11 protein-coding genes are annotated in these 14,718 nt (G+C 71.5%); 3 read left to right on the top strand and 8 right to left on the bottom strand.

The features are described 5' to 3' along the window. Positions 1-148: 148 nt before the first annotated feature. Together O3W51_RS16145 and O3W51_RS16150 are read right to left on the bottom strand one after the other, a co-directional pair. Positions 149-1,555 carry a M1 family metallopeptidase gene (locus O3W51_RS16145; RefSeq protein ID WP_138355211.1) on the bottom strand — a complete coding sequence of 469 codons (1,407 nt, stop codon included), beginning with the start codon at positions 1,553-1,555 and terminating at the stop codon, positions 149-151. 5 nt (positions 1,556-1,560) lie between these two features. Then, the gene (locus O3W51_RS16150; RefSeq protein WP_138355210.1) at positions 1,561-3,351 is read right to left on the bottom strand and encodes an AMP-dependent synthetase/ligase; all 1,791 of its coding nucleotides are present in this window, start codon (positions 3,349-3,351) and stop codon (positions 1,561-1,563) included. A gap of 160 nt (positions 3,352-3,511) precedes the next feature. On the opposite strand from O3W51_RS16150, the gene O3W51_RS16155 reads away from it, so the two are divergent. After that, positions 3,512-4,249, top strand: a complete 738-nt coding sequence (locus O3W51_RS16155; protein WP_138355209.1) for a MerR family transcriptional regulator — start codon at positions 3,512-3,514, stop codon at positions 4,247-4,249. A gap of 34 nt (positions 4,250-4,283) precedes the next feature. Here the strand turns inward: O3W51_RS16155 and O3W51_RS16160 are convergent, their stop codons facing one another. From O3W51_RS16160 to O3W51_RS16185, 6 genes are all read right to left on the bottom strand, one after another. Further along, a complete protein-coding gene (locus tag O3W51_RS16160; RefSeq protein ID WP_269286333.1) occupies positions 4,284-6,461 on the bottom strand; it encodes a 3-hydroxyacyl-CoA dehydrogenase NAD-binding domain-containing protein in 2,178 nt (725 codons plus the stop codon). A gap of 33 nt (positions 6,462-6,494) precedes the next feature. Continuing rightward, positions 6,495-7,709 carry an acetyl-CoA C-acetyltransferase gene (locus O3W51_RS16165; RefSeq protein WP_138355207.1) on the bottom strand — a complete coding sequence of 405 codons (1,215 nt, stop codon included), beginning with the start codon at positions 7,707-7,709 and terminating at the stop codon, positions 6,495-6,497. Positions 7,710-7,755: 46 nt separating this feature from the next. Then, positions 7,756-8,907 (bottom strand): acyl-CoA dehydrogenase family protein, encoded by a 1,152-nt coding sequence (locus tag O3W51_RS16170; protein WP_269286334.1) that lies wholly within the window; start codon positions 8,905-8,907, stop codon positions 7,756-7,758. Next, positions 8,904-10,091: a CaiB/BaiF CoA transferase family protein gene (locus O3W51_RS16175; RefSeq protein WP_198357497.1), complete on the bottom strand. Its 1,188-nt coding sequence runs from the start codon at positions 10,089-10,091 to the stop codon at positions 8,904-8,906. Before O3W51_RS16175 ends, O3W51_RS16170 begins: the two co-directional genes overlap by 4 nt. 145 nt (positions 10,092-10,236) lie before the next feature. Beyond that, on the bottom strand, positions 10,237-11,766 hold the full coding sequence (locus O3W51_RS16180) for an APC family permease (protein WP_138358441.1): 1,530 nt from the start codon (positions 11,764-11,766) through the stop codon (positions 10,237-10,239). A 37-nt stretch (positions 11,767-11,803) separates the two neighbouring features. Then, positions 11,804-12,760, bottom strand: a complete 957-nt coding sequence (locus O3W51_RS16185; RefSeq protein WP_138358439.1) for a hypothetical protein — start codon at positions 12,758-12,760, stop codon at positions 11,804-11,806. Between the two features lie 403 nt (positions 12,761-13,163). Here O3W51_RS16185 and O3W51_RS16190 point away from each other — a divergent pair, with 403 nt between their 5' ends. Together O3W51_RS16190 and O3W51_RS16195 are read left to right on the top strand one after the other, a co-directional pair. After that, positions 13,164-14,018, top strand: a complete 855-nt coding sequence (locus O3W51_RS16190) for a BN159_2729 family protein (protein WP_269286338.1) — start codon at positions 13,164-13,166, stop codon at positions 14,016-14,018. Then, entirely contained in the window at positions 14,011-14,691 is a 681-nt protein-coding gene (locus O3W51_RS16195; RefSeq protein ID WP_269286340.1) for a hypothetical protein, read from the top strand. The genes O3W51_RS16190 and O3W51_RS16195 overlap by 8 nt, the downstream gene beginning before the upstream one ends. Positions 14,692-14,718 lie beyond the last annotated feature (27 nt).

Below are 14,718 nucleotides of genomic sequence, written 5' to 3' on the forward strand. Positions count from 1 at the left end.
TCGAGTACGACTTGCGATCGCTCATCCCGTCACCCAAGCGAATCCCGAACGCCTGACCGGCAATAATGCTTCACCGTCACCCCATCGAGTGATCATAAGCAGGACAGAAGATCACGTACCGCACTCTTAGGGCGAACGCCTGCTGCTCCTAAGGCGTTCCGGGGCGGCCGTCGCCGTACAGCCAGACGGCGAACAGGCCGCTGAGGTCCTTGCCGGACTGCTTTTCGCACCAGGCCGTGAACTCGGCGGAGTCGACGTTCCCGCCCCGGTGCCCGGTGGCCCAGCCGCGCAGGATGGCGAAGAACCGCTCGTCCCCGACGGCCTGCCGCACCTTGTGCAGGACCATCGCGCCGCGTCCGTAGACCGGGGCGTCGGAGACGTTCTCCGGCTTGCCGGGGTCGGCCGGCGGGAACGCCCACTGGGCGTCGTCCCGGTAGGTGGCGTCGAAGTGCTTCTGAACGCTGTCACCGCCGTGCTGTTCGTCCCACAGCCACTCGGTGTAGGTGGCGAAGCCCTCGTTGAGCCACATGTCCTGCCAGGTGCGGGGGGTGACGGAGTCGCCGAACCACTGGTGCGCCAGTTCGTGCACCAGGGTCGGCTCGTCCAGGGTGGTGCCCTTCCGGTCGCCGGGGAACACCGGTTTCGTCTGGGTCTCCAGGGCGTAGCCGACGGTGTCGCCGTCGACACGGTCCACGATGGCGCCGGTGGACGAGAAGGGGTACGGGCCGAACAGCCCGCTCTCCCAGTCGACGATCTGCGGGATCCTGCGGAGCACACCGGACCGCTCCTCGCCCGCCTCGCGGGGGTCGACGGCGACGTAGACCGGCAGTCCCGAGGCTGTGGCCGACCGGGTCACCTGGAACTTCCCGATGGCGACGGTCGCCAGATAGCTCGCCATCGGCTCGGCGCTGTGCCACCGGAACGTGGACCGGCCGCCCGTGGTGCGGGTCTCGGTCAACTCCCCGTTGGACACCGCGGTCAGGCCTTCGGGCACGGTCACCGTGATGTCGTAGGCGGCCTTGTCCGAGGGGTGGTTGTTGCCCGGGAACCAGGCCATCGAGCCGACCGGTTCGCCCAGGCCGACGGCGCCGTCGTCCGTACGGACCCACCCTTCGTGCGAGCCGTCGGCGTCCTTGATGGTGCCGGGGACCCCGGAGTACTCGACGACGGTGGTGAACTCCGCCCCCGAACCGATGGCGTGGGCCGGCCGTACGGTCAGTTCGGCCCCGGCGCGGGAGCTCACGGCCCCGGCCCCGTCGACGGTGACCTTGCCGACCTCCAGGCCCGACAGGTCGAGGTTGAAGGTCGGCAGACCCCGCGTGGCACGCGCGGTGATCCGCGCGGTGCCGCGCAGCACCCGGGTCGCGGGGTCGTAGTCCAGGTCGAGGCCGTAGTGCGAGACGTCGTACCCGCCGTTGCCCGCCAGCGGGAACAGCGGGTCGCCGACTCCGGAGGAGCTGTCCGCGGACGGCGGTGACGCGGAGGGGCGCCCTGCGGCGCACGCGGTCACGAGGAGCAGCCCGGAGAGCGCCGCGCGCAGGAGTCGGTGGTGCACAGGTCCTACCCCTCGTACAGGGAATCGATCTCCTCAGCGTACGTACTGCGGATCACCCGGCGCTTCAGCTTCAGCGAGGGGGTGAGCTCTCCGGTGGCCGGCCCCCACTCATCGGTGAGCAGGTGGTAGCGCTTGATCTGCTCGGGCCGGCTCAACCGGGCGTTGGCGGTGGCGACCGCGCGGGCGATCTCGGCGCGCAGCGCCTCCGGGCCCTCCCGGTCGGCCCAGGCGGGAGCCAGCTCGGGGTCGAGGACGAGCAGGGCGACGAGGTAGGGGCGGCCGTCGCCGTGCACCAGGGCCTGGCCGATCAGCGGGTGCTCCTTCAGGGCGTTCTCGACGGCGGCAGGGGCCACGTTCTTGCCCGAGGAGAGCACGATGATCTCCTTCTTGCGGTCGGTGATCCACAGATAGCCGTCCTCGTCGATCCGGCCGACGTCCCCGGTGGGGAACCACCCGTCGGCGTCGGTGGCGGGGAGCACCGTGCCGTCCGGCCGCAGATAGCCGGCGCAGACGATCGGCCCGCGCACGAGGATCTCGCCGTCCTCCGCGGTCCGTACCTCCACTCCGTCCAGCGGGCGTCCGACGGAGCCGAAGCGGAAGCCGCCGGGGCTGTTGGTGGTGGCAACGCCGGTCGTCTCCGTCAGGCCCCACGCGTCGACGATGACCAGGCCGAAGCCGGCCCAGAACTCCAGGATGTCGACGGGCATCGGCGCGGCGGCGCTCGCCGTCCAGGTCAGCCGCTCGAAGCCGGCCAGGGCCAGCACCGGGTCGAGCACCGCGGCCTTCGCCTCGGCGTAGGCCGCGGCCAGGGCCGGTGCGGGCTCCTCGCCGCGCTCGCGGCACTTCACCACGGCCCGCGCGGTCTCCGCGGCCGCCCCGACGGCCGCACGCCGCTCCTCGGGCAGCAGGCCAAGGGCGGCCCGTACCGAGGAGGTGAGCTTCTCCCAGACCCGGGGCACGCCGAAGAACTGCACGGGGCGCAGTTCCCTGGCGGTCGCCGCGACGGCCTGCGGATCGGCGCAGAGGTGGACGTGCCCGGCCCGGAAGACCGGCAGATAGATTCCGAGCATGCGCTCGGCTATGTGGGCGAACGGCAGATAGCAGATGCTCGCGGCGTGGCCGGGGAAGTCCGCGACGCGGTCCAGCGCGATGCCGTTGAGCAGCACATTGCGGTGCGAGATCACGACGCCCTTGGGGTCGCCGGTGGTCCCGGAGGTGTAGACGACGGTGAGCGGGTCGGCCGGGTCCACCGCGCGCCAGCCCTTCTCGAAGGCGTCGGCGTCGTACAGCCGGACGCCCTGCGCGGCGATCGAGGAGTACGCGACGTGCGGCCCCGCCTCGCCGGGTTCCACCACGACGATCCGCCGCAGCCGGGTCTGCGGGTCGTCGAGGAGCGGCTCCCACCGGGCGCCCTCGCGCGCCGATTCCACGACCACGAGCCGGGCCCTGCTGTGACGGGCGATATGGCCGATCTGTTCGGGCGCGGCGGTGCCGTAGACGGAGACCGGCACGGCGCCCAGGTGGACGAGGGCGAGGTCGGAGAGCCAGTGCTCGGGGCGGTTGCCCATCATCAGCAGGACGTGCTCGCCCCGCTCCACGCCGATCGCGGCGTAGCCGGAGGCGAGGACGGCCACCTTGCGGCGGACATCCGACCACGTGAGGGTGGTCCAGCCGGATCCGTCGGCGGTGCGCCAGGACAGCGCGGGGAGATCCCCGTGGTCCTCGGCATTGCGCAGCAGCAGCGCGGGGAGAGTGAGCTCGGACGGTTCGGCGGGGAGTCGCAGGATCGTGGGCATGACGGCCTCCTGGCCGGCCTGGCGGCCGGTCTCCTGGAACCTGGTGGAGTACGGGAACCGCAAGCTTTCACACCATCGCTGAGACAGCAATACTGTTGAGCACGATCCGCCGCATCGACCGGGGCGGCACCGGGGTACCGACGGAAGCGAGGCGCAGCGCATGGCGCAGTCCCTGATCCAGCCGGCCGGCCTCACCGTCGACGAGCTGGCGGCGCGGGCCGGAGTCACCGTCCGTACGCTTCGTTTCTACAGCAGCAAGGGCTTGCTCCCGCCGCCCGTGCTGGGTCCGCGACGGGTGGGGCTCTACGGGCCCGAGCACCTGGCGCGGCTGTCGCTGATCGAGGAACTGCAGCACCAGGGGCTGACGCTGGCGGCGATCGAGCGCTACCTCCTCCAACTGCCGGCCGACATCACCGCGGAGGATCTGGCGATGCACCGGGCGCTGGTCGCCGCCTGGGTGCCGGACTCCGCCGAGGAAACGCCGCGCGCGCAGCTGGAGCGGCGGGCGGGCCGGGCGCTGACCGACCACGATGTGGACCGGCTGTCGGCGATGGGTGTGCTCGACCGCACCGACCGCCCCGAGGTCTTCCTGGTCAATCCGGCGATGCTGCACCTGGGGGTGCGGCTGCTGGACGTGCCGATCCCGCTGGAGACGGTGCTCGCCACCCGCGAGATCGTGCTGAAGCACACCCGGGCCGTCGCCCATGAGCTGCAGAAGCTCTTCCGCGAGCAGGTCTGGCAGCCGTATCTGGACGGTGACCCGAGCCCGGAGGAGACCGCCCGGATGCGCTCGCTCACCGAGTACATCCAGCCGGCCCTGGTCCAGGCCCTGGTGACCGCCTTCCAACGGTCGCTGGCGGAGGAGCTGCGGGCTTCGGCCTCGTCCGGCAGGGACTGAGACCGAAGCCCGTACGCCAAGGGCGGGGAAAGCCTCAGCTGTCCGTGAAGGTCTCGCCCTTCTCCGCCTTCGCGACCAGCAGCGCGGGCGGGGTGAAGCGCTCGCCGTACGCCGCCGTCAGTTCACCGGCGCGGGCCACGAAGCCGGGCAGTCCGCCCTCGTAGCCGTTGATGTACTGCAGGACGCCGCCGGTCCAGGCCGGGAAGCCGATGCCCATGATCGAGCCGATGTTGGCGTCGGCGACGGAGGTCAGCACGCCCTCCTCGAGCAGCCGGACGGTGTCCAGCGCCTCGGAGAACAGCATCCGTTCCTGCATGTCCCGGAACGGGATCCGCGCGTCGGGCTTGCTGAAGTGCTCGCGCAGACCGGGCCACAGCCGGGTCCGCCTGCCGTCCTCGTAGTCGTAGAACCCGGCGCCGCCGCTGCGGCCGGTGCGGCCGAACTCGTCGATCAGCCGGTCCAGGACCACTTCGGCGGGGTGGGTCTGCCAGCTGCCGCCCTCGGCCTCGATGGCGCGCTGCGACTCCGCGCGGATCTTGCGCGGCAGGGTGAGCGTCAGCTCGTCGAGCAGCGAGAGCACCTTGGCCGGGTAGCCGGCCTGGGCGGCGGCCTGCTCGACGGAGGACGGATCCAGTCCCTCGCCGACCATCGCGACGCCCTCGTTGATGAAGTGCCCGATGACGCGCGAGGTGAAGAAGCCGCGCGAGTCGTTGACGACGATCGGGGTCTTGCGGATCTGCCGCACCAGGTCGAAGGCGCGGGCCAGCGCCTCCGCACTGGTGTGCTCGCCCTTGATGATCTCCACCAGCGGCATCTTGTCGACGGGCGAGAAGAAGTGCAGTCCGATGAAGTCCTGGCGGCGCTTGACCCCTTCGGCCAGCAGCGAGATCGGCAGCGTCGAGGTGTTGGAGCAGAGCAGGGCGTCGGGGGCGATGACGTCCTCGATCTCCTGGAAGACCTTGTGCTTGAGCGACGGGTCCTCGAAGACCGCCTCGATGACGGCGTCGCAGCCCGCGAGGTCCCGCGGGTCGCCGGTCGCCCTGATGCGGCCCAGCAGCTCGTCCCGCTTGGCCTGCGTGGTGCGGCCACGGACGAGCGCCTTGTCCAGGATCGCGGCCGAGTACGCCTTGCCGCGCTCGGCGGCCTCGGCGGACACGTCCTTCAGGACGACCTGCAGGCCCGCCTTGGCACAGGAGTAGGCGATGCCGGCGCCCATCATCCCGGCGCCGAGGACGGCGACCTTGGTGACCGGACGCGGGTCGATGCCCTGCGGACGGTTGGCACCGGAGTTGACGGCCTGCAGGTCGAAGAAGAACGCCTGGATCATGTTCTTCGAGATGGGGCCGCAGGCCAGTTCGGTGAAGTACCGGCCCTCGATCGCCAGCGCGGTGTCGATGTCGACCTGGGCGCCCTCGACGGCCGCGGCGAGGATGTTGCGCGGCGCCGGGTACGGAGCACCGGCCAGCTGCTTGCGGAGATTGGACGGGAAGGCCGGCAGGTTCGCCGCGAACGCCGGGCTCTTGGGGGTCCCGCCGGGGATCCTGTAGCCCTTGACGTCCCAGGGCTGCTGCACCTGCGGGTTCGCGTCGATGAACGCGCGGGCCTTGGCCAGCATCTCCTCGCGGTCGGTGGCGACCTCATGGATGAGACCGGCCTCCAGCGCCTGCCGCGGGGCGTACTGCCGGCCCTGCAGCAGCACCTTGAGCAGCGCGTCGGCGATACCGAGCAGCCGGACGGTGCGCACGACGCCGCCACCGCCGGGCAGCAGCCCGAGGGTGACCTCGGGCAGACCGATCTTGGAGCCGGGGGCGTCCAGGGCGATCCGGTGGTGGCAGGCCAGCGCGATCTCGTACCCGCCGCCGAGCGCGGCGCCGTTGATGGCGGCGACGACCGGCTTGCCGAGGGTCTCCAGACGGCGCAGCCGGCCCTTGATGCGCATGGAGCCCGCGAAGACCTCGGCGGCGTTCTCCGGCGTGGCACGGATCAGGTCGCGCAGGTCGCCGCCGGCGAAGAAGGTCTTCTTCGCGGAGGTGATGATGACGCCGCGTACGGTGTCGGCCTCGGCCTCCAGCCGGTCCAGGACGGCGTCCAGGGAGTCGGCGAAGGCCGCGTTCATGGTGTTGGCGGACTGGTTGGGGTCATCGAGGATCAGGGTGACGATTCCGTCGCCGTTCCCGTCCTGCTCCCAGCGGATGGTGGTGGACTCGCTCATCTCAGGCTCTCCGTAAGGGGGTTGGACGCGGCGTCAGACGCGCTCGATGACGGTGGCGATGCCCATGCCGCCGCCGACGCACAGCGTCAGCAGGCCGTAGCGCAGATCGCGCCGTTCCAGTTCGTCGATGAGGGTGCCGAGGATCATCGCGCCGGTCGCGCCGAGCGGGTGGCCCATGGCGATGGCGCCGCCGTTGACGTTGACCTTGTCCAGGCTCAGGCCCATCTCGCGGACGAAGCGCAGCACGACGGCGGCGAACGCCTCGTTGATCTCCACCAGGTCGATGTCACCGATGCTGAGGCCCGCCTTGGCGAGCGCCTTGCGGGCGGCGGGCGCGGGGCCTGTCAGCATGATCGTCGGGTCGGCGCCGGAGACGGCGGCGGAGACGATACGGGCGCGCGGGGTGAGGCCGTAGCGCTCACCGGTCTCGCGGTTGCCGATCGCGACGAGCGCCGCGCCGTCCACGATGCCCGAGGAGTTGCCCGCGTGGTGGACATGGTCGATCTTCTCGACCCAGTGGTACTTCTGCAGCGCCACGGCGTCGAAGCCGCCCGCCTCGCCGACCGTCGCGAACGACGGCTTGAGGGCGGCGAGGGTCTCGGCGGTGGTGCCGGGGCGGATGAACTCGTCGTGGTCCAGGACGGTCAGTCCGTTGCGGTCCAGGACCGGGACGACGGACCGGGCGAAGCGGCCGTCCTTCCACGCCTCGGCCGCCCGCTCCTGCGACAGGGCCGCGAAGGAGTCGACGTCATGGCGGGAGAAGCCCTCGATGGTGGCGATGAGGTCGGCGCCGACGCCCTGCGGGACGAAGCCGGTCTCGAAGTTGGTCATCGGGTCCATCGCCCAGGCGCCGCCGTCGGTGCCGAGCGGGACGCGTGACATGGACTCCACGCCGCCGGCCAGCACCAGGTCCTCCCAGCCGGAGCGCACCTTGGCCGCCGCCAGGTTGACCGCTTCCAGGCCCGAGGCACAGAAGCGGTTCTCCTGCAGGCCGGCGACGGTGTCGGGCAGCCCGGCGGCGATCGCCGCGATCTTGGCGATGTCGGAACCCTGGTCGCCGATCGGGCCGACGACGCCCAGCACGATGTCGTCGATCGCGGCCGGGTCCAGGCCGGGGAACCGGCGGCGGATCTCGTGGATGAGGCCGACCACCAGGTCGATCGGCTTGGTGCCGTGCAGTGCGCCATTGGCCTTGCCGCGGCCGCGCGGGGTGCGGATGGCGTCGAATACGTACGCTTCGGGACTCACGTCGGGTGCCTTTCGGGAATGAGGGGTCCGGAGACCGGTCGGGGGATCAGGCGAGCAGGGAACGGCCGATGATCTCCTTCATGATCTCCGTGGTGCCGCCGTAGATGGTCTGGATACGGCCGTCGGTGAACGCCCTCGCGACCCGGTATTCGGCCATGTAGCCGTATCCGCCGTGCAGTTGCAGACAGCGGTCGGCGACGCGCTTCTGCAGTTCCGTCGCCCACCACTTGGCCATCGAGGCATGGACGGCGTCGAGCCCGCCGGCGCTGTGCTCGGTGATGCAACGGTCGATGAAGGACCGGGTGACGGCGCATTCGGTGGCCATCTCCGCGATCTCGAACCGAATGTGCTGGAGCTTGGCCAGCGGACGGCCGAACGCCTCGCGCTGCTTGACGTACTCGGTGGTCAGCTCCAGGACGGATTCGGCGGCGGCGATCCCGGAGACGGCGATGGCCAGCCGCTCCTGGGCGAGATTGGTCATCAGGTGCAGGAACGCCTGGTTCTCGCCGCCCAGCAGATCGGTCTTCGGCACCCGCACATCGCTGAACGACAGTTCCGCGGTGTCCTGCGCGTGCTGGCCGATCTTGTCCAGGTTTCGGCCGCGCTCGAAGCCCGGCATACCGCGTTCGACGACCAGCAGGCTCAGGCCCTTGGCGCCTTCCTGGCCCGGCTCGTGGCCGGTGCGGGCCACGACGATGACGAGGTCGGCGAGGATGCCGTTGGAGATGAAGGTCTTGGAGCCGTTCATGATCCAGTGGTCGCCGTGGTCGGCCGCGGTGGTGCGGATGCCCTGCAGGTCGGAGCCGGCGCCCGGCTCGGTCATGGCGATCGCGGTGATGATCTCGCCGGAGCAGAAGCCGGGCAGCCAGCGGCGCTTCTGCTCGTCGGTGGCCAGCGAGGTGAGGTACGGGCCGATGATGTCGTTGTGCAGGCCGATGGCCAGCCCCGAGACGCCCGCCCTGGTGAACTCCTCGCCCAACACGACCCCGTAGCGGAAGTCCGGCTCTCCCCCGCCGCCGAACTCCTCGGGTACCGCGACGCCGAGCAGACCCTGGCGGCCCGCGGCCAGCCATGCCTCCCGGTCGACGATGCCCGCCTTCTCCCAGCGCTCGTGGTGCGGCAGCGCCTCCTTGGCGAGGAACGTCCGCACGGTCTCACGGAAGGCGTCGTGGTCGGAGGTGAAGATCTCACGCTTCATACGGATGTGTCTCCTCGAAGGCTTTCGGACGCGTCGGACGCGGGACCGTGGCCGGGCTCGGCGCCCTGGCCGAGCGCGGGCACCTGCCAGTCCCGGGCGACCTCCGCCGTGTGCGCGCCCGGCTGGGCGGGGGGGAGGCGTACGGCGCCGGGGGTGGCGGAGAACCGGGGCGCGGGGGCGGGCTGGACGATGCCGGCGTCCTCGGTGAAGGTGCCGCGGGCGGCGAGATGCGGGTGGCCGGGAGCCTCGCGCAGCGACAGGACCGGGGCGACGCAGGCGTCGGACTGCTCGAAGACGGCCGTCCACTCGTCGCGGGTGCGGGTCTTGAAGCGGGCGGCGACGGCGGCGCGCAGATCGCCCCAGCGGGCGAGGTCGCCGCGGTCCGGGGCGTCCTCGCCGAGCTCCAGCAGAGCGGTGAACTCGGCGTAGAAGCGCTTCTCCAGGGCTCCGACCGCCATGTAGCCGCCGTCCGCGGTCTCGTAGACGCCGTAGAACGGGCAGCCGCCGTCGAGCAGGTTGGCGCCGCGCCGGTCCTGCCAGCCGCCGGCCGCGACCATGCCGTGGATCATCGAGGTCAGATGCGCGGTGCCGTCCACGATCGCGGCGTCGACGACCTGTCCGGTACCGGTGGTGCGGGCGTGCTGCAGGGCCGCGAGAACGCCGATGACGAGGTAGAGCGAGCCGCCCGCGTAGTCGCCGACGAGGTTGGCGGGGATGGCCGGCGGGCCGTCGGCCGGGCCGATCATGCCGAGCGTGCCGGTGATGGCGATGTAGCCGATGTCATGGCCCGCGGTGTGCGCGAGCGGGCCGTCCTGGCCCCACCCGGTCATCCGCCCGTACACCAGCCGGGGGTTGCGGGCCAGCGCCTGTTCGGGGCCGACGCCCAGCCGTTCCGCGACGCCCGGCCGGTAGCCCTCGACCAGGATGTCGGCGCGTTCGACGAGGTCTAGGACGGCGGCGGGGCCCCGCGGGGACTTCAGGTCCAGCAGCACCGACCGCTTGTTGCGGTTGGTGATGTCGTACGTCGGGTTGATGGCCAGCCCGGAACCGCCGGGCCGGTCGACCCGTACGACATCGGCGCCCAGGTCGGCCAGCACCATCGCGGCGAACGGCCCGGGGCCGATGCCGGCCAGCTCCACGACCCTGACGCCGGCCAGTGGGCCGGGACCTGCCTGCACGTCCATCGGCTCCCCGATCACTTTGACAGTAGTGATGTCACATCAGTGATGTTAGGAACGTGTTCCAGTCCTGGCAAGGGCCGGACGGGCGGGGCCCGGAAACGACACCGGCCCGCCGCGCCTCCAGGGCGTGGCGGGCCGGTGCGAGCGGTCAGGCGGAGGTCTCGGAGACCGCGGCCTTCTCCAGCTGGAACGCCTCGTTGCCGAGGCCCACGCGGGCGTGCACCTCGGGCTTCCGTGCCTTCAGCACCAGGCCCAGCACGATGCCGACGACGCCGGAGATCCCCACGATGCCCGGCAGGATCCAGGCCAGCGCCGCGTCCTGGTCGGGACCGATCAGCACGTCGAAGTCCTTGACCGCGTAGACGAGTACGAAGAGCAGGGCGGCCCCGGCCACCCCGGCGCTCAGCAGCCGCCAGATCTGGGCGCGGCCGGCTCCGCGGCGGACGAAGAAGGCGATGACGGAGGCCGAGGCGACCGCCATGAGGAGGATGACGCCGACCGCGCCGACGTTGCCGCCCCAGGTGAACAGCCGCAGCACCGGCACCGTCGGGTCGCCGGCCGGCTTGTCGTCGGTGACCGCGAAGGCGACCACGACGAGGAGGGAGATCACGGTCTGCAGCATCGAGCCGATCGCGGGGGCGCCGCTCGACTTGGAGGTGCGGCCCACGGCGGAGGGCAGCAGGCCCTCGCGGCCCATCGCGAAGGCGTAGCGGGCGACGACGTTGTGGAAGCTGAGCATCGAGGCGAAGATGCCGGTCAGGAAGAACACGTGCAGCAGGTCGGTGAAGGTGCCGCCGAGCCGGGACTCGGTGAGACCGAACAGCAGGCCCGCGCTCTGCTCCTGCGCGGCGCCCACGACCTGCGAAGGACCGGCGGCCACGCCGATCAGCCATGAGGTGAGGGCGAAGAAGACACTCGCGAAGGCGACGGCGAGGAACATCGCGCGCGCCACCGCGCGCCCCGGCTTGCTGGTCTCCTCCGCGTACACGGGGGCCTGTTCGAACCCGACGAAGCCGACGACGGCGAAGCAGAGGGCGATTCCGAGGCCGGCGCCCGTCAGCGTGCTGGGGTCGAAGCCGGTCAGGGTCAGGCCCTGCCTCTTGTCCGGATCCGCGACGAACGCGATGTCGCACACGATGACCAGGGCGCACTCGACGACCAGCAGCACGCCGAGCACCTTGGCGTTCAGGTCGATCTTCAGCGCGCCCAGCGCGCCGGTGAGCAGCACCGCGAAGAGCGCCGGTATCCACCAGTCGACGGATATGTCGAAGTGCTGGTCGAGCTGGCCGACGACCTCGAAGCCGAAGATGCCGTAGATGCCGACCTGCATGAGGCTGTACGAGACGAGGGCTACGAAGGACGCGCCGACACCGGCCGTGGCGCCGAGGCCGCGGGCGATGTAGGCGTAGAAGGCACCCGCGTTGTGCACATGGCGGCTCATCTCCGCGTAGCCGACGCTGAAGAGCGCCATCACCACACCGAGGATCACGAACAGCAGCGGCTGCCCGACGATGCCGGTCGCACCGTACGTCGTGGGCATGACGCCCGCGACGACCATGAGCGGCGCGCTGGCCGCCAGCACCGAGAGCAGGAGCCCGGTCGTACCGATCCGGTCGGCGCGCAGCGCCCGTTCCTGGCCCTTGAAGGTGCTGATCTCGGTCTTACTGCCCGTCAGCATGGCTGCGGTGTCCTTCCGGTGAGGTGAGCGTCGGGTCCTACGGAGAACCGAAACCGAGCGCGGAGCTGCGCGCGGCGCGGAATGCCTTCTTCGGATCGCGGCCGAAGTACGACCAGGGCCGCCGGGTGGCGTGCGGGCCGATCCGGTTGAACAGCGCGGCGGCCTCCACCGGACGGCCGCTGTGCACCATGGCGAAGGCGAGCAGGTTGAGATCCAGCTCCAGCCGGGGATGGTCGCCACCGTGCCATTCCAGCCACCAGTCGAACGCCGTGCGCAGGCTCTGCCGGCCGCGGCCGCTGGTCCAGTGCGGCAGGCCGGTGGGATCCTTCGGCTCGGCGCCGGTCCCGGCGAGCACCCGGTAGCGCTCGATGTGGGCGAGCAGCGGCAGTCCGGCGAGCGGCGAACCCTCGGGTGCCTCCCCCGCGGCCCACTCGGCGAACTCGTACACCTCATGGAACGGGTCGTTCCGGTCCGTCTTCTGACGCTCGGCCAGGCACGCGGTCATCAGATGGTGCGCGTGGTGGTGGCTACGGTGCCGGCCGCGCACCTGGTCGAAGGCGCGCACCTGGTCCTCGTCGGTACCGGTGCGGCGGGCCAGGATCAGCAGCGCCAGCCACGGGGAGGGGTCCGCCGGCGCCAGCCGGGCCACCGCGAGACAGGCCTCCCGCGCGACTTCCGGGTTCGCCTTGCCGGCCACGGCGCGGAACACCGTGGAGCACGCGAGCAGCATCGCCGCGTCCTGGCTGTCCGGTTCCGCGAGCTGCCATTCGCGGGTCCACGCGGCGGTGGCCGGGCCCTCGGCGAGCACGACCAGCCGGTGACCGCGGCGGTCCCAGTGGTCGCCGGTCTCGGCCAGCAAGGTGCGTACCTCGGACCAGTGGCCCTGTCCCAGGGCGCTGCGCGCCGCGACCAGCTCGACGTCGTCGAGGGCCGGATCGAAGCCGAAGTCGTCCTTGGCCCGGGAGAAGCCGAAGGGGGGCGGAGGTGGGCTCATCCGCGGGCTGCCTCCACGGGCGGGTTACGAACAGTGATCGTCCACAGCCAACCGGTAGGCACAGGTCCGCTTCAAGACCACGCCTGTTGTCTCCCTGTAGTCCCCTACGGGATTCCGGCCGGGGAGCAGCGGGCGGGCGCGGGCGCCGGGCCGGGAGAAGACGCCTGCGATCCGCGATCCACGGCACAGCCATGCGGCTGCTGTGACCCCTGCGGGGCAGCCGCATGGCTGTGCAGCGGCGCCTGGGCCATGAGTCGATGGTGACGGCCCCGGATCACTGCGGGCATCTCCCGCCCGAGCTGGAGGCCTTCGGCCTGGCGGCTATCGAGGAGGTTTCGGCGGGCCGGAAGCCGGCGCTGCGCTGCGTAAGCCGACCGTGCCGTCGAGGGATGCGGTCGGCCTGATGAATCCGAACCTCTCCCGCGCCGCGCGAGTCATTCACGAGGGGCTGGCGCAGTTCACGACCGGTGACGTGGCGACGCGCATCGCGACGGCCATGGACGCGGCCGGGCTGATCACGTCCGCCGAGGGTCTTGGCCGCCCGGCTCGGGCGCCGATGGCCGAGGCCGAGGGCGAGGCCACCGAGGCCGAGGGCGAGGGCACCGAGCTCGAACTCACCGCCACGGCGTGGGACGAGCGGTGCGACCCAGCCATGCAGGTCGCCGGGTGGCTTCTCTCGCAGTACGTCTCACACGCCGACGTGATCGAGATCGGCACCCACTACGACCGCGCTGTCGTCGCCGTCCGGGTCAGGTCCCTTGAGGACTGGGACCACTGGATGGCCGAGACCGGCGTCTCCCGGCACGACTCCGGGCGGTCCGTGGGCAACGCCCAGGTCACGTACGGCCGGCTGCAGGACACCGAAGTACGGCTGGTCGCACACGGTGTGCCCGAGCTGCTCGACGCTCTCGCCGCCGCCGCGATCGACCCGTACCGGCTGTACGGACGCGTCCACGACCTCGGCCGCCCGGTGGTCGACCGGGACGGCTGCCGCTGGAAGTACCTGGGCCGGAGGGGTCCGGACGACATGCCGCTCCTCGTCGCCGCCGGGCAGAACGTTCCGTGCTCGTTGGCGAACGTGGTCCACCAAGTGGGCCCGCTCCGGCCCGCCGTGCCCTATCTGCCGGCACCCGCCCCTGCTCCCGTGGCCGCCGCTGCTCCCCCGGCCGGCGCCGTCACCTCGCTGACCGAAGGGCTCGCCGCGACCGGGCCCGGCACCCCTGCCCAGGGCACGGAGGCGGTGACCGCGGATGCCTGAGCCCATGACGCTGGAGCAGCTGCTCGCACGGTGGAACCAGGGCCCTCGCCTGGCCCGGATCGAAATCGTTCACGTACTCGCCGTCGAGTCGGGCGACCACGACCAGGCGGACCGGGCGGCCCTGGAACTGGCCGTGCCGCACGTCACCCCGCTGCAGTCGCTGGCGGCGAACGCCGAGCTCGTCCGCCGGCTGCTGGACGGCCGGTGGAAGGCAGTGCGTGACGCCCTTGAGGGCGCTGCCACCTGGGACGAGATCGCCGAGGCCCAAGGACTCACCCGCGACGAGGCCGTCGCGTACTACGTCCACGCCGACGAACACCGGGAGCGCCGCGCAGGCGAGCCCTTCGACCAGCGCAGCAGGAGGGATCCCGTGCTCGGACTCACCACCATCCGCCGGCGGGACGCCTGCCTCGAGCAGGCGCTCGCCGACCTGGCGGCCGCGAAGCGGCATTTGGCCGAAGCGAACGTCGCCCTGGTCGTGGCCGCCAGCAACGCCCTCACCACCGCAGCGCGGCACGAACGCGAGCGACGGGCGCTCCTCCGCCGTCTCGGCATCGCCCTCCGCGGCTGCCGGCGCTACCGCCGGGAGGCCCGCGCCGACGCCCGAATCATCCCGCACCGCGCTGCCGCCCCGAGCGCGGAGACGGCCGCCGATCCGCACCCAAGTACCTAACGATGACTGATTCCGCGTCCGTTCGAT

Source organism: Streptomyces sp. H39-C1, assembly GCF_027158125.1.
GTDB lineage: Bacteria > Actinomycetota > Actinomycetes > Streptomycetales > Streptomycetaceae > Actinacidiphila > Actinacidiphila fildesensis.